This window comes from Ureibacillus terrenus (assembly GCF_006569205.1).
Taxonomy (GTDB): Bacteria; Bacillota; Bacilli; order Bacillales_A; family Planococcaceae; genus Ureibacillus; species Ureibacillus terrenus.
Genome location: NZ_VIGD01000002.1, coordinates 44,170 through 67,441, shown reverse-complemented (window position 1 = coordinate 67,441; position 23,272 = coordinate 44,170). Strand labels below are relative to the sequence as shown.

General features: G+C 44.2%; 20 protein-coding genes. 5 read left to right on the top strand and 15 right to left on the bottom strand.

The annotated features are described in order from the left end of the window. Positions 1-2 precede the first annotated feature (2 nt). The 7 genes from FKZ59_RS02325 to FKZ59_RS02295 form a co-directional block, all read right to left on the bottom strand. Entirely contained in the window at positions 3-677 is a 675-nt protein-coding gene (locus tag FKZ59_RS02325) for a methionine ABC transporter permease (protein ID WP_141601124.1), read from the bottom strand. Then, positions 667-1,680: a methionine ABC transporter ATP-binding protein gene (locus FKZ59_RS02320; protein ID WP_141601123.1), complete on the bottom strand. Its 1,014-nt coding sequence runs from the start codon at positions 1,678-1,680 to the stop codon at positions 667-669. The genes FKZ59_RS02325 and FKZ59_RS02320 overlap by 11 nt, the downstream gene beginning before the upstream one ends. Before the next feature lie 498 nt (positions 1,681-2,178). After that, a complete protein-coding gene (locus tag FKZ59_RS02315) occupies positions 2,179-3,090 on the bottom strand; it encodes a 1,4-dihydroxy-2-naphthoate polyprenyltransferase (protein ID WP_141601122.1) in 912 nt (303 codons plus the stop codon). Between the two features lie 356 nt (positions 3,091-3,446). Continuing rightward, positions 3,447-4,325 (bottom strand): GNAT family N-acetyltransferase, encoded by an 879-nt coding sequence (locus FKZ59_RS02310; RefSeq protein ID WP_141601121.1) that lies wholly within the window; start codon positions 4,323-4,325, stop codon positions 3,447-3,449. A gap of 162 nt (positions 4,326-4,487) precedes the next feature. Continuing rightward, on the bottom strand, positions 4,488-6,320 hold the full coding sequence (locus tag FKZ59_RS02305) for an ABC transporter ATP-binding protein (RefSeq protein WP_141601120.1): 1,833 nt from the start codon (positions 6,318-6,320) through the stop codon (positions 4,488-4,490). Beyond that, positions 6,320-8,053, bottom strand: a complete 1,734-nt coding sequence (locus FKZ59_RS02300) for an ABC transporter ATP-binding protein (protein ID WP_141601119.1) — start codon at positions 8,051-8,053, stop codon at positions 6,320-6,322. The genes FKZ59_RS02305 and FKZ59_RS02300 overlap by 1 nt, the downstream gene beginning before the upstream one ends. 68 nt (positions 8,054-8,121) lie before the next feature. Beyond that, the gene (locus tag FKZ59_RS02295; protein WP_141601118.1) at positions 8,122-9,036 is read right to left on the bottom strand and encodes a DMT family transporter; all 915 of its coding nucleotides are present in this window, start codon (positions 9,034-9,036) and stop codon (positions 8,122-8,124) included. A 185-nt stretch (positions 9,037-9,221) separates the two neighbouring features. Between FKZ59_RS02295 and FKZ59_RS02290 the strand changes: the two genes are divergently transcribed. Further along, positions 9,222-11,234, top strand: coding sequence for a GGDEF domain-containing phosphodiesterase (locus FKZ59_RS02290; protein ID WP_141601117.1), 2,013 nt, complete (start codon positions 9,222-9,224; stop codon positions 11,232-11,234). 35 nt (positions 11,235-11,269) lie between these two features. On the opposite strand, the gene FKZ59_RS02285 is transcribed toward FKZ59_RS02290, so the two are convergent. Together FKZ59_RS02285 and FKZ59_RS02280 are read right to left on the bottom strand one after the other, a co-directional pair. Next, positions 11,270-11,749, bottom strand: a complete 480-nt coding sequence (locus FKZ59_RS02285) for a threonine/serine exporter family protein (protein WP_141601116.1) — start codon at positions 11,747-11,749, stop codon at positions 11,270-11,272. Between the two features lie 12 nt (positions 11,750-11,761). Next, positions 11,762-12,511: a threonine/serine exporter family protein gene (locus FKZ59_RS02280; RefSeq protein ID WP_141601115.1), complete on the bottom strand. Its 750-nt coding sequence runs from the start codon at positions 12,509-12,511 to the stop codon at positions 11,762-11,764. A 116-nt stretch (positions 12,512-12,627) separates the two neighbouring features. On the opposite strand from FKZ59_RS02280, the gene FKZ59_RS02275 reads away from it, so the two are divergent. After that, a complete protein-coding gene (locus tag FKZ59_RS02275) occupies positions 12,628-14,028 on the top strand; it encodes a polysaccharide deacetylase family protein (RefSeq protein WP_141601114.1) in 1,401 nt (466 codons plus the stop codon). Between the two features lie 631 nt (positions 14,029-14,659). Here FKZ59_RS02275 and FKZ59_RS02270 read toward each other — a convergent pair. Further along, positions 14,660-15,829, bottom strand: coding sequence for a saccharopine dehydrogenase family protein (locus FKZ59_RS02270; protein ID WP_141601113.1), 1,170 nt, complete (start codon positions 15,827-15,829; stop codon positions 14,660-14,662). Positions 15,830-15,854: 25 nt separating this feature from the next. Then, complete coding sequence (locus tag FKZ59_RS02265; protein ID WP_141601112.1) at positions 15,855-17,330, bottom strand: aldehyde dehydrogenase family protein; 1,476 nt, start codon at positions 17,328-17,330, stop codon at positions 15,855-15,857. A gap of 171 nt (positions 17,331-17,501) precedes the next feature. Here FKZ59_RS02265 and FKZ59_RS02260 point away from each other — a divergent pair, with 171 nt between their 5' ends. The 3 genes from FKZ59_RS02260 (at position 17,502) to FKZ59_RS15070 (ending at position 19,056) form a co-directional block, all read left to right on the top strand. Next, positions 17,502-18,299, top strand: a complete 798-nt coding sequence (locus tag FKZ59_RS02260) for a TIGR00266 family protein (protein WP_141601111.1) — start codon at positions 17,502-17,504, stop codon at positions 18,297-18,299. Positions 18,300-18,529: 230 nt separating this feature from the next. Beyond that, positions 18,530-18,931, top strand: a complete 402-nt coding sequence (locus tag FKZ59_RS02255) for an acyl-CoA thioesterase (protein WP_281279178.1) — start codon at positions 18,530-18,532, stop codon at positions 18,929-18,931. After that, positions 18,928-19,056 carry a hypothetical protein gene (locus tag FKZ59_RS15070; protein WP_281279177.1) on the top strand — a complete coding sequence of 43 codons (129 nt, stop codon included), beginning with the start codon at positions 18,928-18,930 and terminating at the stop codon, positions 19,054-19,056. Before FKZ59_RS02255 ends, FKZ59_RS15070 begins: the two co-directional genes overlap by 4 nt. Positions 19,057-19,086: 30 nt before the next feature. Here the strand turns inward: FKZ59_RS15070 and FKZ59_RS02250 are convergent, their stop codons facing one another. The 4 genes from FKZ59_RS02250 to FKZ59_RS02240 all read right to left on the bottom strand — a co-directional run bounded on the left by FKZ59_RS02250 (position 19,087) and on the right by FKZ59_RS02240 (position 23,174). Then, complete coding sequence (locus tag FKZ59_RS02250; RefSeq protein WP_141601110.1) at positions 19,087-19,917, bottom strand: undecaprenyl-diphosphate phosphatase; 831 nt, start codon at positions 19,915-19,917, stop codon at positions 19,087-19,089. 196 nt (positions 19,918-20,113) lie between these two features. Then, positions 20,114-22,330 (bottom strand): sensor histidine kinase, encoded by a 2,217-nt coding sequence (locus tag FKZ59_RS02245; protein WP_141601109.1) that lies wholly within the window; start codon positions 22,328-22,330, stop codon positions 20,114-20,116. 15 nt (positions 22,331-22,345) lie between these two features. Further along, positions 22,346-22,501, bottom strand: a complete 156-nt coding sequence (locus tag FKZ59_RS14615) for a hypothetical protein (protein ID WP_181733143.1) — start codon at positions 22,499-22,501, stop codon at positions 22,346-22,348. Next, positions 22,479-23,174: a response regulator transcription factor gene (locus tag FKZ59_RS02240; RefSeq protein WP_141601108.1), complete on the bottom strand. Its 696-nt coding sequence runs from the start codon at positions 23,172-23,174 to the stop codon at positions 22,479-22,481. Before FKZ59_RS02240 ends, FKZ59_RS14615 begins: the two co-directional genes overlap by 23 nt. Positions 23,175-23,272: the final 98 nt, after the last annotated feature.

Genomic DNA, 23,272 nt, shown 5'->3' with positions numbered 1-23,272 from the left:
TTTTATTTTCTTTTATCAACTAATTTGGCGATAAAATCACCGGCAAATTGGATTACTTGAACAAGGATGATTAGAATAAGTACGGTTGTGATCATAATCGTATCGTCATATCGGTAATATCCAAACCGAATGGCCAAGTCGCCGATACCGCCTCCTCCGACAGTACCCGCCATAGCAGAAAATCCAATTAAACTGATTAATGTGAGTGTTATACCAGAGATAATGCCTGAACGGGACTCCAACAATAATACATGCCAAATAATCATCCAAGGGGTTGCTCCCGATGCTATGGCCGCTTCAATCACCCCTTTATCAATTTCCCTCAAGGCACTCTCTACAATTCTTGCAAAAAATGGAATGGCAGCCACCGACAATGAAACGCTGGCAGCTGTAGGCCCAATGGTTGTTCCTACAAGAAAATTTGTAAATGGAATTAACGCTACAAGCAAAATGAGGAATGGTATCGAACGAATCAAATTAACGATAAACCCAAGAATGTTATGTATAAACTTATTTTCCATAAATAACCCTTTATCCGTGATATAAAGGATTACCCCGACAGGAAGCCCGATCAATACAGCAACAACTAAAGCGATGGAAATCATATAGATGGTTTGAAAAAAAGCGGTATTGATTTCCGGAATCAGCTCGATTAGATGATTAATATCAAATTCCATAATTGATCACCTCCACTTGAGCGGCACGGTTTTCGATATATCTTAAGGCTTTTTCAATTTCCTGTTTTTCCCCTTTTAACTCCATTATAAAAATGCCCAGTGGTTCATCTTGAATATATTCAATGGATCCATGTAGGAAGTTGCCGTCTACTTGGTGTACTTTTAGCGTATCCGAAATGACACCCTCTCCAGCCACTTTCCCTTTGAAAGTCACTTTCACGATCGTTCCGGTGCATTCTAGAAGAATGGCTTCTGGAATATCATAAGAAATAACGCTGGAGATAAACTCTTTTGTGAGTTGCTCTTTCGGACTTGCGAAAATATCATAAACGCGGCCCTCTTCAATGATTCTTCCCTTCTCCATGACCGCCATCCGATCGCAAATTTCTTTTACGACGTCCATTTCATGGGTGATCAAAACGATTGTAATGTTCAATTCTTTATTGATTTTTTTCAACAATTTTAAAATGGATTTGGTTGTCTTAGGATCGAGGGCAGAAGTGGCCTCATCACATAACAGTACCGTTGGATTATTGGCAAGAGCCCGGGCGATGGCCACCCTTTGTTTTTGGCCGCCACTGAGTTGCGCAGGATAAACATCCTTTTTATCAGATAACCCCACCATTTCCAGCAGTTCTTCCACTCTCGGTTTGATTTGATCTTTCGGAACCTTTGCCGCTTTTAAAGCGAAAGCGACATTTTCAAAAACGGTTTTTTGGCTGATGAGGTAGAAATGTTGAAAAATCATGCCAATTTTAAGTCTTGCCCGACGCAATGATTCTCCTTTTAATTTCGTCAAATCCACCCCATCCACCTTAATCGTTCCCTTTGTTGGACGTTCCAGCAGATTGATGCACCGGAGCAAGGAACTTTTCCCTGCCCCTGAATAACCGACGATCCCGAAAATTTCTCCTTCCCGTATGGTCAAAGATACATTGTCCACCCCAACAACAGTGCCATTCTTTGTATCATATTCCTTTGTTACATTCTGAATTTCGATCATAAAGCTCCCTCTTTTGGACTATACTAAAGTAAAATAGGTATAATAAATATTTTTATGGTTTTACTAGGAATTTATTCAATAAAAATACCCTTCATCAACTGAAGGAACATATATTATATCCACTGATAATATTTGAGATTTTTGATAATTTAGATACTACTAACCAATTTTTATTTTGTCAATATTATTATAGTCTTGATTTTAAGAATTTTAAAAATTACTCATCAATAAATAGATTCCTCCAATAAGTTCTGTTAAATAAAAAAAGGGGAATACCTATTGTTTGATAATAAAAAGTTCATTAAAGATGCATCGGTTTCCATACCCGCCTTGATCGTTCCATTCATTCTTGCCTCTCATGTAACAGTGGAATTTCGCTTCCATTTGATTGGGAACTATTAATCTTAATGGTCACTGTTTCCTTACTAACATATTCATTATAAATTCTGCAAATAGAAATTTATTAAAAAAATCGCCCCCAATAGGAAGCGATTTTATTCAAAAGATATATCCGAACAATAATCCGGCCGATAAAAGAAAAACGAAAACCGTGTTCGTCATGGCGGTGGATTTCATGGCAACCCTCATAAATTGGGGCTCTTTCTCCCCCTTTTGGAATCCTTGGATGGCATCGACCGGCTTTTTCATGCTTAAGAGCACCAGCAAAGCCCAAGGGCTGATGCTTTCGGAAACCACTAATCCGATAATCCAAAGATAGGAAACGGCAAAAGCCGCCGCCAGCAACCGTACGGCATTCTTTCTGCCGATCAGGATTGCCAGCGTTTTTCTGCCCCCTCTTTTGTCTTCCTCGATATCCCGGATATTATTGGACATATTGATGCCGCCGACCAAAATCCCCGATGGAATGGATAGCAGCACCGCAAGAGGTGTAATCTCCCCTGTCTGGATGAAATAAGCGATGAGCACAAAAGCCGTCCCCATCAAAGCGCCCGCAAACAGCTCACCGAACGGGGTATAGGCAATCGGCAGCGGACCGCCCGTATACAAATAGCCGACCGCCATGCCAAACGCGCCGACTGCCACCAGCCACCAGCTGGAATTGGCGCAAATGTACAATCCGATGATCCCCGCCAACACGTATAAAAGAATTGCCGCGGCCAGCACATTTCCCGGTTTCAAACCGTGGCGGACGATTCCTCCGCCAATCCCCACCGATTCTTCCGTATCCAGCCCGCGCTTGAAATCATAGTATTCATTGAATAAGTTCGTCGCGATTTGAAGTGTCAGGCACGCCACCATCATCGCCAAAAACATCAGCCAATTGATTTCTGCATCATATAGCGCCATCACCGTTCCCAGAATGACCGGCGCAAAGGTCGCTGTCAACGTATGCGGGCGCGTCATTTGCCACATCAGCTTCAACGATGAGATTTCTTTTTCCTTTTCCATAAACGGCTTCATCCTTTACCGAAAAGTTTCATATCTTTATCCGAAAACATTATAGCAAAATTCCTTGGCCAATTTGCTGAAGTAATAAACAAATTATCCGAAGGGTTTTTGGGAAGTGAAAGGTTTATCCGCACAAGGAGCCGCTCTTTTGGCAAAGGGGAATCTTTTTTCAATACAAGCGGTGCCCCTTTCCGTACAGATAGAACTCTCTATACAAGCCGGCAACTCTTCATCCCAAGCGGCCGCTCCAGCCTCACAAAAGTACGGCGTACGGCTCTCTCAGCCCAATCCTGCCGTTCCATAAAAAAAGAGCGGATGTCCGCCATCCGCTCTTTTTGAACCATGCATTTCACGGATCAATATTCTCCATACACATAAAAATCAAGCTGGTTCGACATATGGAATCCAGCCTTTTGATAAACGGATAATGCTTCTTCATTTTCCATCTCCACATCCAGCAATACCCGTTTTATACTGCTGCGATATGCAAAATCTTTTGCCCAATGTAATAAAGCGTTTGCAATTCCCTTTCTCCGGTGCCGCGGATGTACCGCCAAGGAAGTAATCCATTGATTCAATTCCTCTTGAACAGTCGTGATGGTTCCGGCCACTTCCCCATCCATTTCGGCCACCCAGATCACCCTGCCCGGGCCGTTCTTGTTCAAAGCGATTAATTCCAACGATTCTTCCCTTAAATCGCCAAAAGCTTCCCGATAAATTTCAATGAGCGGCTCTAAATCCGTCAATTCATTAAAGGGTCTTATGTATGCAGAATGATGCATCTCCGCCATTTCGGCTTCCGCTTCAAAGGTCGACTCTGAAAAGCTGTATGTATATCCATATTTTTTTAGGATTTTTCTTCCGTACAAATCATTTGCATGAAGCGCCACCAATTCCCCCATTGCCCGCCTCTCTTTGAAGGCTTTCGATAAAAGGCTGAGGAATGTTTCATCGATTCCCGCATCCCTGTACATCGGATCGACGAGCATTGACCATTCATATGTATCCAAACCGATTTTATCCACCGCTGTTATACAGGCGACCAATGCGTTCGTGTTTTCATCGTATGCAAGAATGCAGAACCCCCTGCTGAACGCTTTTTTTAACAGTGAAAGATTCAATGCTTTGGCATATGCGCATCGGTCTATTTCTTTCACAAATTGCGACAATTGTTGGATTTCCTGAAAAGTTTCTTCATCGATAGGTAAAGACACGGTCATAAAAGCTATGTTCATGATTCAATACCCCGTTCTTTTTCTAGTCCTTTTAACATTTTAGACAAAGGCAACGCATGCCGCAAGAAACTTCCCCCCATTCCCATAAATTACGTTAAACACCTTTTCCATCAAATAGTTTCGGCAATGATCACCCATGCTTTCAAGTCATAAGAGCCGTCCCTACAGCGGGGCGGCTCCTTTGGATTGCTTTAACATATTCGCGTAAATGCCATTCTTTTTAATCAATTCCTGCTGGGAACCGGCTTCCGCGATTCTCCCCTCCTTCAGCACCAGCACAAGATCCGCATGACGGACTGTGTTCAACCTATGCGCAATGACAAAACTTGTCCGGCCTTTCATCAGTTCTTCCAGAGCTTCCTGGATTTTCATTTCCGTCACCGTATCGATGCTGCTCGTCGCCTCATCCAATAATAAAATCGCCGGATTGGCGACAAATGCCCTTGCAATCGCCAATAATTGCTTCTGGCCCTGGGATATTTCACTTCCATCGGCTTTCAACACCGTATCATATCCATAGGGCAGCTTCATTATAAAATCATGGGCATTGGCCTTTTTCGCCGCTTCCACCACTTCTTCATCGGTCGCATCGAGCCTGCCGTAACGGATGTTTTCGCGGACAGTGGCCTCAAACAGGAAAGGATCCTGCAGCACGAATGCCATTTGCCTTCTCAGCGTTTCCCGTTTATAGTCCCGGATGTTGATGCCGTCAATCAGTACTTCCCCCTGATTTGCATCATAAAAGCGGGCAATCAGCATCATGGTCGTGGTCTTGCCCGCGCCCGTCGGTCCGACAAGCGCCACCGTCTGTCCTGGCTGTACATGGAAATTCAGATTCTGCACCGTATCGGTTTTATCTTCCGATTCATATTTGAAAGAAACGTTCCGAAACTCCACTTCTCCTCGGATTTGATAATTTGCGGGCAGCTCCCCTTCATCTTCTTCCACTTTCTCGTCCATGATGGCAAATACCCTCTCCGCTCCTGCAATGGCGGATAATACGGTATTGATTTGGTTGGCCAATTCGTTCAACGGACGGGTAAATTGGCGGGCATATTCCGCAAAAACCACAATGGTTCCGATTGTCACCCATCCCTGGTAGGCAAAAATGCCTCCGATTCCGGCGATAATGGCAAAGCTCACGTTGTTCAAAAAGTTGAAGACTTTCGGAATATAGCCGGAATAAACGAGCGCCCAAAATCCGACGTTGCGCAGCTGTCTGCTTTTTTCATAAAACTCCCGCTTCACATGTTCCTCCCGGGAAAAAGCTTTTACTATACTTTGACCGGAAATGGTTTCTTCAATCATTCCGTTCAAATCTCCGAGAACCGCCTGCTGCGCTTTGAACAGTTTTCCCGTTCGCTTCGTAATCCACCGCATCGCCGTAAACATGAGCGGGATGACGATCATCGTAATGAGTGTCAATATCGGGCTTAAATAAAGCATGACCATAATGGTGCCGGCCAGGGTCAATATACTTGAAAATACTTGAATAAACGACGAGTTCAGGGTCGTGCTCACCGTATCAATATCATTCGTCAACCGGCTCATGATTTGCCCGTGCTGACTTTTATCAAAATAAGAAATCGGCAGTTTCAGCAAATGGCCGAATGCGCCCGTTCTCATTTTATAAACAACCGTTTGTGCGATGCCGACCATCCAGTAATTCTGCAAAAACAAGGTCACTGCATAGACGATGTAAACTCCGATCAGGAGGGCGATGAATGGCGGCATCCGTTGGAATTCTTTCGGAATCACAAATTCATCAATCATGCGGCCGATCAAAAAGGGACCCAACAGCCCTGCAACGGAACTGATGATGACCATCAAAAAAACGGTAATCAACAGTCCCCTTTGTTCATCCACCAATTGCCAAATGGAAAGAAGCGTCCTTTTCCAATCGCCCGCCCGGGGACCTTTCTTTTTTCCAGCGGTGCGCAAGTCTTCCTTTGTCAAAACCGGTTCGTATCCGAATGGTTTTTTAATGAATTCCATCACTCCTCACCTACCTTCTCCTCCTGGGTCCGGGCGATTTGCCTATAAAGACCGCTATTTTTCATCAGTTCTTCGTGGGTTCCCATTGCGGCCATCTTTCCTTCCTCCAACAACAAAATGCGGTCCGCCTCTTTGGCTGTATGGATTTTTTGCGTCACAACGAGCATTGTCGCATCCGTCCCCTTCAACGCATCCCACAGCGCCGCTTCCGTTTTTACATCCAGGGCGCTTGTACTGTCGTCCAAAATCAAAATTTGCGGTTTCCGGATCAATGCCCTTGCAATGGATAATCTTTGTTTTTGACCGCCGGATAAATTGACGCCCTTCTGCCCGACTTTCGTTTTATACTGTTCAGGAAACTGGACAATCGTGTCATGGATTTGCGCCATTTTCGCGGCAACAACCACTTCATCGTGCGCCGCATCCGGTTTTCCCCACTTCACATTGTCTTCGATCGAACCGGTAAACAAAAGCGACTTCTGGGGAACATAGCCGATCATGCCGCGCAATTCTTTCAACGGCCACTCCCGGATGTTCCTTCCGCCGACAAAAATCTCCCCTCGCGTCGGTTCATAAAAACGGGGAATCAAGCTGAGCAATGTCGATTTCCCCGAGCCGGTCGCCCCCATAATCGCCAGTTTTTCACCCTTTTTCACTTCAAATGAAATATCCTGAAGCACCGGCTTCGTTGTATTCGGATAAACAAATGAAACCTTTTCAAAACGCAATGCACCCTTGTCTTCCGGCATCGCTTCCGCCTTCCGGGACCGTGCGACATCCTTCTCCAGCCCCTCTTCCACCACCAGGATTTCGGCCATCCGTTCACTGGAAGCCTTGGCGCGGGAAAATCCGTTCAAAATAAAGGCAAACATTCCGAAATATCCTGTAATCCGCAGCGCATAGTTGACCACTGCCACCAATTCCCCTACCTGCGCCTGATTCATGCCCACCTCGCGCGCGCCATACCAGATGACAAACAGAAGGCTGACATTCAACACAAACGCCATGGAAGGCATCATCAGTTCCATGATTCGGAGGGCTTTCATTGTATCCATTTTCAAATCTTCCGCAACCCGATGAAACTTATCCATTTCATAGGAATTTCTCATAAAAGCCTTCACCAAATAAATCGCCTGCAAACTTTCCTGCAACGTTCGGTTCAGCCTGTCCAGACTGCTTTGCACTTGTCCAAAGAGCCGCGTCCCTTTCTTTACGATCAATAATAAAAGGGCGGCAAGGATTGGCGTCCCAATCAATAAAATCGTCGCCATCTTTGCATTGACGAAGAACGCCATCATAAGGCTCAATACCACCGACAACGGCGCCCTCAGCATAATGCGCAAACTCATGAACAATACGCTCTGGACTTGCTGCACATCGTTCGTAAGCCTTGTAATCAGTCCTGATGCCGGATATTTCAAAAACGTCGCCATGGAAAAAGATTGGATTTTGCTGAATAAGGCGTTGCGCAATTCAAAAGCGAAACTTTGCGCCGCATGGGATGAAAAATATGTATTGGCAATTCCGCTTGAAAAAGAGACCAGCGCAATCCCGATCAGTGCACATCCCCACGTGGAGATGACATGGAAATCTTTCGAAACGACTCCATTATCGATAATTTTTGCAATGATCAACGGCTGCACCAATTCTGCGGCAAGCTCCACCAGCATGAAGCCCAGCGCGATGATGGCAAACCATTTATATGGCTTCAAATAACTTAAAACGGCTTTCACAAACCCACCCCAATCTTTTACACTCTACTCCCTAAACGGATAAAATAATTAATATCTATAATATGTAGTCATTTCCCCTTTATTGTATTTTCCGCTTTTTCACTCGCCACGGAAATCCAGGTTACACTCGTCAACATCAAAACAATTCCGATGATTTGCCAAAAACCGAAGGAAGTGGAAAAAACCATCCATGAAATGACCATGGTCGTCAACGGCTCCATTGTCGACAAAACGCTCGTTAAAACGGGACTGATGTATTTCATGCTGCTTAAGAACAAAACAAAGGCTAAGGTACTGAAGAATATGATAGCGGCCATAATCAAAAATATTTTGAAATCCAAAAGCAGAAGCCATTCCTTGCTTTTCCAAATGAATGTGGCAATCCCCAATACAATGCCGCCGACCAACATTCCCCACCCGACGACAAGCAGCACTCCCCATTCGGCCATCAGCCGTGCGGGATACAAAGTATATATGGCAAAAGTAATCCCTAATATGAACCCCCAAAAGAGCGCTTCGCCGCCCACTAACAGCCCTTCAAATCTGGCATTTGTCAACAATAAAAACAGGCCCAGCAGCGTACCGATAATCCCCAGCACCTGGTATCCGGGAGGCCACATCCGGACTTTCAAGGACGTATAGGCAACGATAAATATCGGTCCCAAAAACTGCAATAACGTCGCAAACACCGCATTGCTCACATGGATTGTCGTCGTAAAAGAATATTGCAGCCCCAGCATGCCAAGTATGCTGTAAACCACAATCTGGCGGCTCCAATATTTCGTCTTCCAAAGATCGAATATCGGTTTTTTTGTCATTTGCAAAAAAGCCAAAATGGAAATCCCTGCTGCGAGCAGCCTTAAAGTGAGCAAAAAGCCCACCGTCATGCCCGTGGTTTTCAAAACCCATTCCGTCAATGGACCTGTCGTTCCCCAAAGCATTGCACCGAGAACGATGAAACTGATTCCCTTTAAATGTTTCATAACGTGGTACTTCCTTTTATTTAAACAAAATGTTTGAATGTAATTTTTTTCTATCAAAATAGGTAATTAGTAGTGTTATCGCATTTTTCTGTAAAAACGATGGACTTACTATGGTGACGATTTCCTTTAAATTATTTATAATGAACATGGTATAAAATAACGATTCGCAAGGAGAAGAAAATAGCATGAATGTTGATATATTGCAAAGTTATGAAGAAAATTTGCTTTTGAAGGCTCCTTTTCCATCTTTTGCATTAAATCAAGACGGTCAAGTTGCCATCTGGAATTCCATATGTGAACAGTATTTCGGTTATGCTATACAGGATTTTCAAACTCCGGGATCATTAAAGGAACAATTATTATCTACTTTATCCGAAAATACATGGAAGCGCATATTGGATGCTCAGGAATGTTTTCGAATCAATCATATACAATTAACGCACAAAAATGAAACACTTAGCAAAGCGGATTTAATCATCATCCCATGCATGATTAACAATGAACCATGCATCGCTTTTTATTGCCTTCCGGAAGAGCGATTTTCCATTCTTGGAGAATCGGAACAAGAACTGTACGATTTAAAAAACGGCCTTTTTTCAACTTTTATGATGATTACGTTGGACCATGAGGGCTTCATTATCAATTGCAATCCATTATTTTTAAAAACAAGCAAATGGACGCCAAAACGGGTATTAAGAAAAAATTTCTGGCAGATGTTTCCTGAGAACGAGGAAAGCCGGCAAATCGCCGATACGATTTGGAACTCCATAAACAATGGAAAAATTTGGCAGGGGGATGTCCAAAAAATAAAGAAGACCGGCGAAACCTATTGGGTGCATTTGACGGCCATCCCCACTTATTCCCACAATGAACAGCAGTATCGTTTTATTTTGATTGAGCAAGATATTACACATGAAAAAGAATTGCAACAAAAGCTGGAAAAAATCGCTTATGTCGATACAGAGACCGGTTTAATGAATGTCCACCGCCTAGAAGAAATTGTAAAAGAAATGATCGCCGAGCAGCAACATTTCTACTTCGTTTATTTAAGCATCGATAAATTCTATACATTGAAAGAACTTCATAACGTTGAAATTGAAAACAACTTTATTTTGGAATTTTCCAAGCGCTTAAAAATTTATTTCCAGGACAGTGTGCTTGCCCGCATCAACGAAAGCGATTTCGTTGTCATTACGCCTCTTGGCGAATGGTTTATCCAGGGATTTTTGACTTATTTAAAACAAAATCCGATCTACATCGGCAATCGGGCAATGCCGATTACAGTGAGCGGAGGAATCACCCGCTCCCCGCAAGACCAATCAAACTTCATCCAATTGATGAACGCTTCCCTTGAAACGATTGCCCAGGTCCGCAAAGCCGGCGGGGATAACATTTTATCCCTTTCGGAAGCCGACCATAAAAAATTGAACCGCAAATCGATTATTGAAAAGCGGTTGTTGACTGCCCTGGACCAGCATCATTTGAAAGTATTGTATCAACCGCAAGCGGATTTAAAAACCGGCAAAATTGATGCGGTGGAAGCGCTTGTCCGTTGGGATGACAAGGAGATCGGCGTGGTGAGTCCGGACGAGCTGATTCCAATCGCCGAAGAAACAGGATTAATTAACCAGATCGGTTCTTTTATCATTGAAGAAGCATGTCGCCAGGCGGTTGCGTGGCAGCAGCAAGGCATCGAAATGAAAGTGGGCATCAACTTATCGGTAAGGGAATTCAGGGATAAAAACATGGCGAAATTCATATTGGAAACATTGATGAAAACCGGCTGCCCTGCCCATCTCATCCAAATCGAAATTACGGAAAAATTTGCATTGGAAGCCGAAGCGGAAACATCAATCATTCAACAAATGCGTACATTGGAAGAGGAAGGCATCACCTTTGTTTTGGACGACTTCGGCACTGGATATGCATCTTTCCGGTACATGCAGCTTTTGCCGATTCAAACATTGAAAATCGACCAAATGTATATACGTTCCCTTACCCAATCGGAAAAAACCCAACGTTTAATCAACGGCATCGTCCATTTCGGAAAATCCATGAATTTGACAGTCATTGCGGAAGGCGTCGAAACGGAAGAACAAAAACAACTATTGAAACAGTATGGATGTGACGCCATCCAGGGATTTTTCATTAGCAAACCGGTCACGGCCGAAAAAATCCCTCAACTGATCTCCTCTTAAACCAAAAAAAGGCTGCTCACATTCTTGAGCAGCTTTTATAATCTTCTTTTGTTTCGAATAAATGATTGCATGGAAGTCCTTCCTTTCGTCATAAATTTTACAAATAATTGGAAGATGACTTCAGAAAATACAATTCCCATGGCAATGGCTCCGGAAATTAAAAACGCTCGGATTCCGGTTTCCAGTCCCAACGTATAATTCTGCTCCACAAAATAGCGCATCGTATTGTATGCCAGGCCTCCAGGGACTAAAGGAATGATGCCTGAAACAATAAACACAATCATCGGTGTTTTCAGCCTTCTTGCATACCCTTGGGCGCAAACTGCTACAAAAAAGGCTCCTAAAAAAGCGGCGATGACCTCCGCCAATTGCTCTTCCAAAGCGATATAATAGATCATCCATCCAGCCGCACCGACTAATCCGCAATAGGGAATGGCCTTAACGGGTGCGTTGAAAATGACACAAAGACTTGCCGTTGCGAGAAAACTAAAGACTAATTGAACCAAATATTCCATAATCATTTCTCCTTAATGAATTGCCACGACAATCGCTACGCCTGAACCAATGGCGAAGGCTGTTAAAAAGGCTTCCGTGCCTTTCGCAATACCGGCCGTCAAATGGCCGGCCATCAGATCGCGGACGGCATTGGTGATCAAAATTCCCGGAACAAGCGGCATCACACCGCTAATAATGATTTTATCAAGTTCATTCCCATAACCGGATGTTACGGCTAAAAATGCAACCAGGGCCACGACAAAAGAAGCGAAAAACTCGGAGAAAAATTTCACTTTCGTTAAATGTTGCATCAAAAGAAGCGCCAAGTAGCCCGCTCCGCCCGCCAAAAAAGCGGCAGGCATATCGGTCCAATTTCCTCTAAACAAAATTAAAAAACATGCGCTTGATACCGCGGACATAAAAATTTGTAACCAAATTGGCAAAAAATAATTAGTTTTTTGTATAAATCTCAGCTCGTCATAGGCTTCATCTAATGTTATTATTTTAAGTGTAAGTTTCCTCGAAACTTCATTTACCTTGGCAATTTTATACAAGTCTGTAATCCTGCTGGAAATAGAGATGATTTTGGTTTTTTGTTTTTCTCCTAAAGAAAGAATGATTCCCGTTGGCGTCACATAACTTTGGGCATCTAAATTTTGGGAGCGCGCCATTCTGAGCATCGTATCCTCGACACGGTATGTCTCAGCACCGCTTTCCATCATAATTTGTCCCGCGAGCAGCAGACAATCAAGCGCCAATTCATCCTTCTTTTCGTTTGTCATAGTCTCATTCTCCTTTTCTTCCTTGCCATCATACCGAACGGGATGGCAAATCTCAAGCTTTCTAATCGGCTGAAAAAACTTTTCAAGAAAGATGTCTACGAGAGGGGTTGCCAATTATGAAACGACGCCGCAAATCAAAACGTGGTGCATGGATAGATTCTCTTTTAATAGGCTCTATTATTACTTTAACAACAATGATTATCATAACAACTTTCATGACAGGACATTTTAAGTTTCAACAGCCGACCGTTTCGGCTACGACCAAATATCCTGTGGAAACTTCCTCTCTTATTGAAGAAAGAAGCACAGCGTTTGCTGATATTCCATTAATTTCGGAAACATCTGCAAATAAATTAATATCATATTCTTTGGAATATCCAAAAACACCTTTCAATCAGGTGAATGGAATAATTAATCAATACATAGAACAAGTTAAGAACGATTATATCAATACATTAGTTGAAATGCACAAAGCGGGCAACAATCATGCGAGCGGCGATTTAAACATTTCAACGGATATTTATGATTGGAACCGGCAATATTACTCAATCGTCTTGAAAAAACGATTATCATTGGATCAAGATTCCTCTCATGAATCCTTCAAAACGATCGTTTTTCATAAAGATACCGGGGACATCGTCGAATCCGGCGCATTGCTCAATCAGAATACTGAATATTTCCATTTGCTCGCAAACTATTTGCGTTCCGAACTGAAAAAAACTTACGGCAAAGATTTGTTGGAAGAAAAACTTGATGACGCATTATCCGATTGGGATGATTTAAACCGGTTTGCCATTATGAATGACTCCATCGCATTTTATTTTAACCAGGGGGAAGTTGCCCAGGAACTTGCGGGCTCGGCAGTAATCAACATCCCTACATCTTTCTTGAATCCGATATTGGCAACTGATTTCCAAAACGGGGAAGCAAGCAAAGTAACGATTTTGACTCCGAAAAAGAAAGTCGCGTTAACTTTTGATGACGGGCCACATCCGCAAGTAACAAAACAGATTCTGGATATACTCGAAAAACACAACGCAAAGGCTACGTTCTTCATGCTTGGAAAACAGGTGGAGAAAAACCGGGACATCGCGCTTGAAGTTCTGAACCGCGGACATGAAATTGGCAACCATTCATATAACCATCCCGTTTTAACTAAACAAACCACATCCCAGACAGCTTGGCAAATCGATCATACAAGCAAGGTGATACACGATGTAACCGGGGAATATCCGACGGTGTTCAGACCTCCTTATGGGGCAACGAACCGGATGGTGGAAAGTGTGGTTGAAATCCCTGTCGTTCTGTGGACTATCGATACGTACGACTGGAAATATCGTGACCCAAATAAATTATTGCCGTTTGTTCAAGCCAAACTGCATGACGGCGCCATCATCCTGATGCATGATATTCATCAGTCCACTGCTGACGGCCTCGAAAGTGTACTGACATATCTGGAGCAGGAAGGTTATGAATGTGTAACAGTAAGCGAAATATTGGCGAAAAATAACAGATAAAAAATGAATCCCCCTTGCCAATGGGAGCAGGGGGATTTTTATTTGCTCCGCTTTCTGGAAGCGCATTCGGTTTGTGCTGCGGAGATGCCTTTGTACTGATAGATCTCTTGCGCTTTTGGAACGCGCACTTGTGCGGATATAAACCCACACGCCTAATGGAGCGGCGCTTGTACAAAAAAACCCGGCTCAGGCTCTTATGTTTCCTTCTTGGACTCTTGCATTTCCTTCTTGGGCGGATGAAGCCTCAGCTCGGGCTCTTATGTTCCCTTCTTGGGCAGAATACACCCCATCTTGGGCGCTTGTGCTTCCTTCTTGGGCAAATGAAGCCCCAGCTCGGGCGCTTGTGCTTCCTTCTTGGGCAGATATCCCCTCAACTTGGGCGCTTATGCTCCATTCTTGGGCAGATTTCGCCTCAACTTGGGCACTTACGCTTCCTTCTTGGGTAGATATCCCCTCAACTTGGGCGCTTACGCTTCCTTCATCTCAGATGGAGCCCTCTTGTGCACTTGCACCTCTCCCCAGTGCAAATGGACCCCTTTTAATATATGTCCGATAACTGCCTTTCCGTTTAAAGAATAAAAAACGTGAAGTCTGACACTTCACGTTTTTGCATCGCGGCATCTCTCAAGCATCACCATTTCACAATGGATGAGCGGTGGGATGTTTCTTTAATTACAACGCCGCGTTTATTCATTTTTTCAATATATTCTTTCCCAGGAACAATCGTTTCCGGCGGATACACTCCTCGTTTTGAAATTGTACCATCGCCAATCATGATTGCCACGGAAGCCACGGTACCGGCAGTCGCTTTCGCCATCGCCGTGACATCCGAGTCTTCCTCCCGTTTTATAATCGTTTCGTATTCATAAGTGACTTGTTCTCCGGATTTTTCTCCGACAATGATTGCGCGAAGGACAACAGCGTCCTGTTTTTTGCCCAAGTATAATTTTTTCTTTAACGCTTCCCGGACGACATCGCGCACTTTCACTTTCACTCCGTCCACTTCGACCACATTATCCTGATCGAAGAATCCCAATTCCCTCAGAAGCCGGAATTGTTCCGCATGCCCTTTATAACGGACCGTCTTATATTCAAGGGTTTTGACATTCGGAAATGTTTTGTAGAGTGTGGAGGTTCCGCCGGAAGTATAGAATGCTTCCAGTGTTCCGAACTGCTCAAAATAAATCGGCTCTAATCCGGACAAAGAATCCACTTCCACCAATTGTCCATCCCTGATTATTTTTGAAGGCTGCGTATAATGATCGAAAACCCCTTCAAGCGAAAACACGCGCGTGTAATTCAAAGGAGGTTCCGGCTTGACAGGAATGCCTCCCACATACAGCTGGATGGAATCTACTTTATCCAATTTCGATGCACCGTAACCCACTAAAATATTAATCATTCCCGGGGCCAAACCTAAATCCGGGATAATCGTCACATTTTTTTCCTTTGCCTGTTCATGAAGTTTCAGCACGTTTTCCGTGATATTTCCGATATGTCCGCCTAAATCAACGGCATGTACGCCTACATCAATGGCCGCTTTTGCCACCTGTTCATTATATTTGTAAAACAGCGCATTTACGCACACATCGCCTTTGGCAATCACTTCGCGCAATTGCTCCTCGTTCTCCGCATCGCATTGCACCGCTTCCGTTTTTTGCAAATTTGCTTCCTGTATAAATTCAGTCGCAATTGCCAAATCCAAATCCGCCAAAAATACTTTTTCCACTTTATCGCTGTTGTCTAAATCCCGCGCTACTTCTTTCCCCATTAGTCCTGCACCTAACACTACTACTTTCATGCCAAACATCCCCTTTACTTAATAATCAGTTTGTATCAATTTGTGCCCGCTGAAGTTTGCCGCTGTAATCCACATATATACTTTTCCATTCGGTAAAAACATCCAACGATGCCTGGCCGGAATCCCGATGGCCGTTTCCTGTCCCCTTTGTTCCTCCGAACGGCAAGTGGATTTCAGCCCCTATCGTTCCTGCATTCACGTATACAATCCCCGTATCCAAATCCCGCTGCGCCTGGAATATCCGATTGACATCCTGCGAGAAAATGGAGCTGGATAATCCATACTTTACACTATTATTTACTTCGATTGCTTCTTCCAAACTTTCCACTTCGATGATGCTGAGCACCGGTCCAAAAATTTCCTCTTGGGCAATCATCATATCGGGCTTCACATCGGTAAAAATGGTAGGCTCGAAGTAGAAGCCCCGATCAAAAGGAGGGGTCGTAATGATTTCTCCACCCGTTAACAGCTTTGCTCCTTCCTTTTTGCCAACTTGGACATAGTGATAAATTTTTTCCAATGCCGCCCTGTTGATCACCGGCCCCACTTTCACATTTGGATCTAGGCCATTGCCGATTGTTAAATTGCTTACGGCAGCAACAAGCCTCTCCTCCAGCTCGCTTTTTACGTCTTTATGGACAATGACCCGGCTGCAAGCGGTGCATCTTTGGCCTGTCGTTCCAAAAGCGCTCCAAACAATTCCTTCCACCGCCAAATTTAAATCCGCATCATCCATGACAATGACGGCATTTTTTCCTCCCATTTCAAGGGAAACCTTTTTTAAATGCCGGCCGCCCAACTCTGCCACTTTGCGTCCCGTTTCATTGGAGCCTGTGAAAGAAATCACTTTTACATCCGGATGTTCAATGAGCGCCGTTCCAACAACCTGACCCGTTCCGAAAACAATATTAAAAACACCTTCCGGCAGCCCCACTTCTTCGATGATTTTTCCTAATTCGTATGCCATAAGAGGGGTTTCTACGGAAGGTTTCCACACCACTGCGTTGCCCGCAACGATGGCCGGAAACGACTTCCACGAAGCGATGGCAATGGGGAAATTCCACGGTGTAATGATGCCGACAACCCCTACAGGGCTTCTGACGCTCATGGCGAACTTATTCGGCAATTCGGAAGGTGTCGTTTCGCCAAATAACCGTCTGCCCTCTCCAGCCATATAAAAAGCCATATCAATGCCTTCCTGCACTTCGCCCCGCGCTTCTTCAATCACCTTTCCCATTTCTTTTGTGAGGATTTCAGCAAGATACTCTTTCTTTTCCTTCAGCTTATTGCCGATTTCATATAAATATTCCGCCCGTTTTGGAGCCGGAACGAGTGCCCATTTTTTCTGCGCCTGTTTTGCCGAACGTACCGCTTCGTCCACTTCATTTTCGGTTGAAAGAGGGACCTTTGCCAATTCCTCGCCGGTTGCAGGATTGATGACCGCCGCTTTTTCCAAATCCTGATCAATCCATCGGCCATTGATATAGTTTTTTAATTCCATAGCACCCTCCTTATATTATGAATGTATTATTGTTATACTTATTCAACATTTTCTCGTTAATTCCCTTTTTTTCTCGGGAATTCACAAAATAATAGAATTATAAAATGTTCACAAGGACATGCGTCGGCGGATGTCGTATATATTTAAGTAAATGCAAAAGGAGGAAACGACATGAATAATCACGAAATTGATTACAAACTTTACGGCGATGATATGCAGTACGTCGAGGTCGAACTGGATCCGAACGAAACGGTCATCGCAGAAGCGGGAAATTTAATGATGATGGATGATGGCATAAAGATGGAAACGATTTTCGGCGATGGATCCTCCAAAAGCAGCGGAGGACTCATGGGGAAATTGATGGGCGCCGGAAAACGTCTGCTTACCGGGGAAAGTTTGTTTATGACGACCTTTACCAATGTAGGAGCAGGAAAAAAACGGGTATATTTTGCTGCGCCTTACCCTGGAAAAATCATCCCTATGGATCTAAGCCAATATAATGGAAAAATCATCTGTCAAAAGGATGCCTTTTTGGCTGCCGCCAAAGGTGTTTCTGTCGGCGTAGAATTCCAGCGCAAAATATCCGTCGGGTTCTTCGGCGGAGAAGGATTCATCATGCAAAAACTTGAAGGAGATGGCATGGCGTTCATACATGCCGGGGGCGCCATTCACAAAAAAGACTTGTTGCCTGGCGAAGTCATTCGGGTAGATACAGGCTGCTTTGTCGCCATGACTTCGGAAGTGGACTATAGCATTGAAGCGGTTGGCGGCATCAAAACGGCGCTGTTTGGTGGAGAAGGTATCTTCTTCGCGACTTTAAGAGGTCCGGGCACTGTGTGGATTCAATCATTGCCATTCTCCCGTCTTGCAAGCCGCGTATTCGCAGCCGCCCCTGTTTCCAAAGGGGGAGGAGGCAGGGACACAGGTGAAGGCGGCATCGGAGGATTGTTCAATTTATTCAATGATTAAGTTGGAGGCAACCGGTTCTTTGCCTGTCGCACCCGGTTCCTTTACACAACATTTTTACAAAATTCCGCAATCGGCCGATTGTGGAATTTTTTTCCGAAAACAGGACGAAACATTCCGCCTGGGCAACACCGTTGCCTTACTATCCATTCTGTAAGCAGTAAATATTGACCGGCCATTTCCCCGGTGTTATTTATGTTCTGTGGCCAACGAGTATTTGAGGGGGTGTCACGTTGCTGATTGAGAAAAAACTGCCGGTTCAGGCTTATGATATCGATGCGATGGGCATTGTCAGCAATATCGTCTACGTCCGCTGGTTTGAAGATTTGCGGATGGAATTCCTGAATGCCACTTATCCGCTGAGAGAAATGATGAAATCGGATATTTCACCGATCTTAATGCACACCGAGGTTGATTATCTTTTGCCGCTGACGATTTTTGACCGGCCGATTGGACGATGCCGGCTGGAGAAGATGGGGAATTCCAGCTGGGAAATGGCGTTTGAAATCATTGTCGGGGACACGGTACATTGCAAAGGAAAACAGAGGGGCTGCTTTTTTGATTTAAAAAAGAAAAAAGTAGCGCGCATACCTGAGCAATTGCGTGCCGCCATCGCAGAGGAGAGGAAAAAATGAACACCTTTTTAGTCCAAACCGGAATTGTCAATGAGGCAGATCAATTAAATACAGCACAGGCGAATCTTCCCGAAAAAGGAAAAGGAGCAGCCGTTGGGGCAACTGCTCCTTTTTATTTGACTTAAGCGATTTGTAAATGCTGATGAAGGCCGTTATCAAAACACGAACAGCACAATCAGCAATACCGCCGCCAGCACCAACCGGTAAAGCGCAAACGGCACGAGCTTAATGCGTGAAATTAATTTCAGGAAGAATTTAATGGCAATTAACGCAAAGATAAAGGCGCTGATAAATCCTACAACGTAAAACCAAACATGATCCGGGTTGATTTGATCCCAGTTTTTCACCAAAGACAATCCGCTTGCACCCGCCATAATCGGTACGGCCATAATAAACGTAAAATCGGAGGCCGTTTTATGGTCAAGCCCCATGACCACCCCGCCGGCGATGGTCGCGCCGGAGCGGGAAAATCCCGGCCATAAGGATAGGCACTGGATCAATCCGATTTTGAAAGCTTTACCGTAAGATAGTTTGTCCAACGTTGTCACAGTCGGCCGTTTCGGTCCAAATTTGTCGGCAAAAATCATCCATAATGCCCCTACTACCAGCCCGAAGATTACCGTTTCCGTTCTGAACAAATGGTTATCGATATAATCTTCGAATAAAAATCCGAACACTCCGGCGGGAAGAATCCCTACAAATACATGAAGCAAATTAAACCTTTTCGAATATTCTTGTCCATCGATTTTGTATAAACCCACAAGGCTCAACATGCGTTTCCACATGACGACAACGACCGCCAAAATGGAACCGAGCTGAATCACCACTTTAAAAGTATTGGCGGATCCCTGCCCCAAAAACTCGGTCGTCTTTAACCACAAATCATCGACAATAATCATATGTCCTGTCGATGAAACCGGAGCAAATTCCGTCATCCCTTCGACAAAACCGAGGATGAGCGCTTTCAGCAAATCAATGAATTCCATACATATTTCCCCTTACACTCTTTTTCACTCAATTTACGATACACGATAGTTTCAAAATTGTCCATCACCTTCAAAACGTTTCATGGGCTTTTTGGTTTCAAAAATAATCTCTTGCACTCTATAAGCTATTTATTATTTTATGAAAGTATGCCATCCAAAAACAAAAAGGTTGCGGACAATCCTCCGCAACCCAGAATCATTCCGCTGCCACCGTCACAACGACTTTAAATAAATCTCCATCAACGCCGATTTCCAATTTTCCATGGTGCAGTTCCACGATCGATTGGGCGATGGCCAGCCCCAATCCCGAACCTTCCGTATGGCGCGACTCATCCGCGCGCTTGAACCGCTCCGTCAACTCCTCCACATTGTCTCCCAATTCATAGTTCGCTATGTTTTTCACCGTAAATTCCGCAGCGGAACCGGCTTTTTTCAATGACACATAGACCCTTGTGCCACTCAGCGAGTATTTCAGCGCATTGACGATTAAATTATCGATCATCCGCCACCACTTCTGGCCGTCCACATATGCGTAAAGCGGCTCATCCGGAAGGGTAACCCGAAGATCCAAATTCGCCTGTTCAAAATCTTCTTTGTGTTCCCCAACCGCCTGTTGCAACAATTGGGTCAAATCAATCCGCTCCCTTTTCAATTCCACATTTCCGCTGGACATCTTCGATACTTCAAACAAATCTTCGATGAGGGTTTTTAGACGCTGCGATTTATTCTCCAATATGTCAATATACCGTTTCCGTTCTTCCTCCGTAATCTCAGGATTTTTCAATAAATCCGTATACGTAATGATGGAAGTGAGCGGCGTGCGCAAATCATGGCTGACATTGGTAATCAATTCCGTTTTCAGCCGCTCGCTTTTCGCCTGCTCCATCATAGATTTCCGGACACCTTCCTGCAGTTCGTTCAAATGCCGGGCATGTTTGGCCAATGGCGATTTTCCTTTCACCTCTACCTCCGCCGTCAAACGCCCTTCCGCCATCTCCTCCGTCTGCTTCATGATGCGGTTCAAATATCCCGCATTTTTCAAAAAGAGCGTAATGGCAGGCAATCCAATAAAAAGGAGCAACGGAGCATAAACCAAGATCAATGTCGGTTCCATAAAGAGGACCGCAAAACCGAACCCGGCAAGAAATACAATGGACAAAACCACGATGGCCTGTATGCCGATGGGCCGTTCCAGGAATAAGTCCTGTATGCCGTCGGATAAACGGTACAGAAAGGAATTTCTCCATTCTTCCTTCATCTTTTCTTCGGTGTTCGCGCTTTCCCAGGTCCAATAAGTGCCCAATATGCTTAAGCTTGTAAAAATAAAGATGAATAAAAATTTGAAAACCAGTTCAATTCCGTATTGCAGCCAACCAATATCCGCATAAAAAGGGAACGGGAAAATATTGCCGGCAGCATCAAACGATAACGACATGAACAGGATGGCCATCAATGTGGTCCCGATGCGAAGATCGATCGGCAGCTTCAAGAAGTATTCCTTCAGGCGGATTGGGCCGGAAAACGCCCCCAAAGAAGGCTTGGCGACCGTCAACAGCCCGGCCAAAGCGAAGATGGCGATGGCCCAAATAACATATAAAATCATTTTCGTAATATTAAAATTTTGAAAGTCTTCTTGAAAATAAGCATTATTCATCATCGTTTTCGGAATGGCAATTATTCCTTCGTAGCGGGATACTTGCCCCGGGATGCGGATTTCGGGATCCATTAATGTATGGTCATATTCAAACATACCATTGGCCTCATTCCCATCCGGATCGATCGTTCTTGCGCCGTTTACGACTAAATAGGTGCCCTTGTCACCAAAACTCTCCGTAAATACCGCTTCTGCATCCACATCGCCCGATTGGAACGTTTCGCCCGTCTCCACATTTTGCAGATGATAGGCGAAATAATTGAACTCTTCCAAAAAGGATTTTTCCCCTTCTTTTTCCAAAGCGGCATATTTGTCGATGATTTCTTCCTTTTGTTTGCGCACTTTTTCTTCGACGTGACGGTCATCGCTAAAATTTTTCCGGATGTCCTCAATTTTTTGGTCCCGTTCCTCAATCAAAAGTTTTTGCAGTTCCTCGTCGTTTGCGGCCCCGTCAATCCGTTCCTGATATTGGGATTTGATATCTTCAATCTGATCCGTCAAGGACCCGTAATAATAGCGGTGATGCTCGATTTCTTTCTGAGTGACAGAAATGTGCTTTTTCGCCTCTTCCGCATCAAAGGGTTCCAAAACGTAGCGTTCCAGCCCGTTTTTAAAGCGTTCCAGATTTTCTTCAAACCCCACGGAATCGAAATAAGACTTGCCTGCATATCGGGGACCGTAGGAAATCAGCAAATACAGCGAAAAAAGGATCCACGAAATAAGAAAAAGAGAGAGGAGGAGTTTCATTTTATTTTCCATGCGAATTCCCCCTTCTCAAAAGACTTTTACAAAAAATGTGATGATTGTATTCCATTCGCTTGCCAAAAAACGGATGGCGAAACGGATAATAAAAATCATGCCGATGATGGATGCGATGAAGCTGATTCCCATCAAACCGTTTTCCAGCTTATTTTTCAATTTTGTATCCAATTCCCCACACAACCTTTAAATATCTTGGATTTTTCGGATCCGCCTCAATTTTTTCGCGGATTTTCCGGATGTGCACCGGCACAATGTTTTCCGCATTGTACGCTTCTTCGTTCCAAACCCTCTCATAGATTTCTTGTATGGAGAAGACGCGTCCGGCATTCGTCAAGAGCAGTTCGGTAATTTTATATTCAATTGGCGTAAGCTTCACCGCTTCCCCGTTGACACGCACTTCTTTCGCTTCCCTGTCGATGGACAGGCCATTCACTTCAATTTTTGTATTTGAAGCCCCTCCATTGTATGTACCCAATTGCGTATATCGTCTGAGCTGAGATTTCACCCGGGCCATAAGCTCCAATGGGTGGAAAGGTTTTGTAATATAGTCATCCGCACCGATGGAAAGGCCATGTATTTTGTCTGTATCTTCCGCCTTCGCACTCAGCATGATGATGGGGATGTTCCGTTCCTCCCGGATTTTGAATGTCGCCTGGATGCCGTCCATATTCGGCATCATGATATCAAGAATAATCAAATGCACTTCATGTCTGGAAAGAAGATCGAGGGCTTCTTTTCCGTCCTTTGCCTTCAACACTTTGTATCCTTCATTTTTTAAATAGATTTCGATGCCGTCACGAATGTCCTGATCATCGTCTGTGACAAGCACGGTCAAATCCATTCGCACCACCTCATCTCTTTTCCTTACAGTTTTATCATAGTGGATGATTCTTACCAAATGGCGAAGGAAAATCTTAAGATTTTCTTAATAAGAATTGA

Bases quoted from the DNA above. Each gene is read 5' to 3' on its own strand.
- FKZ59_RS02325 (WP_141601124.1), bottom strand. From the start codon at position 677: ATGGAATTTGATATTAATCATCTAATCGAGCTGATTCCGGAAATCAAT.
- FKZ59_RS02320 (WP_141601123.1), bottom strand. From the start codon at position 1,680: ATGATCGAAATTCAGAATGTAACAAAGGAATATGATACAAAGAATGGC.
- FKZ59_RS02315 (WP_141601122.1), bottom strand. From the start codon at position 3,090: ATGGAAAAGGAAAAAGAAATCTCATCGTTGAAGCTGATGTGGCAAATG.
- FKZ59_RS02310 (WP_141601121.1), bottom strand. From the start codon at position 4,325: ATGAACATAGCTTTTATGACCGTGTCTTTACCTATCGATGAAGAAACT.
- FKZ59_RS02305 (WP_141601120.1), bottom strand. From the start codon at position 6,320: ATGGAATTCATTAAAAAACCATTCGGATACGAACCGGTTTTGACAAAG.
- FKZ59_RS02295 (WP_141601118.1), bottom strand. From the start codon at position 9,036: ATGAAACATTTAAAGGGAATCAGTTTCATCGTTCTCGGTGCAATGCTT.
- FKZ59_RS02290 (WP_141601117.1), top strand. From the start codon at position 9,222: ATGAATGTTGATATATTGCAAAGTTATGAAGAAAATTTGCTTTTGAAG.
- FKZ59_RS02285 (WP_141601116.1), bottom strand. From the start codon at position 11,749: ATGGAATATTTGGTTCAATTAGTCTTTAGTTTTCTCGCAACGGCAAGT.
- FKZ59_RS02280 (WP_141601115.1), bottom strand. From the start codon at position 12,511: ATGACAAACGAAAAGAAGGATGAATTGGCGCTTGATTGTCTGCTGCTC.
- FKZ59_RS02275 (WP_141601114.1), top strand. From the start codon at position 12,628: ATGAAACGACGCCGCAAATCAAAACGTGGTGCATGGATAGATTCTCTT.
- FKZ59_RS02270 (WP_141601113.1), bottom strand. From the start codon at position 15,829: ATGAAAGTAGTAGTGTTAGGTGCAGGACTAATGGGGAAAGAAGTAGCG.
- FKZ59_RS02265 (WP_141601112.1), bottom strand. From the start codon at position 17,330: ATGGAATTAAAAAACTATATCAATGGCCGATGGATTGATCAGGATTTG.
- FKZ59_RS02260 (WP_141601111.1), top strand. From the start codon at position 17,502: ATGAATAATCACGAAATTGATTACAAACTTTACGGCGATGATATGCAG.
- FKZ59_RS15070 (WP_281279177.1), top strand. From the start codon at position 18,928: ATGAACACCTTTTTAGTCCAAACCGGAATTGTCAATGAGGCAGATCAA.
- FKZ59_RS02250 (WP_141601110.1), bottom strand. From the start codon at position 19,917: ATGGAATTCATTGATTTGCTGAAAGCGCTCATCCTCGGTTTTGTCGAA.
- FKZ59_RS02245 (WP_141601109.1), bottom strand. From the start codon at position 22,330: ATGGAAAATAAAATGAAACTCCTCCTCTCTCTTTTTCTTATTTCGTGG.
- FKZ59_RS02240 (WP_141601108.1), bottom strand. From the start codon at position 23,174: ATGGATTTGACCGTGCTTGTCACAGACGATGATCAGGACATTCGTGAC.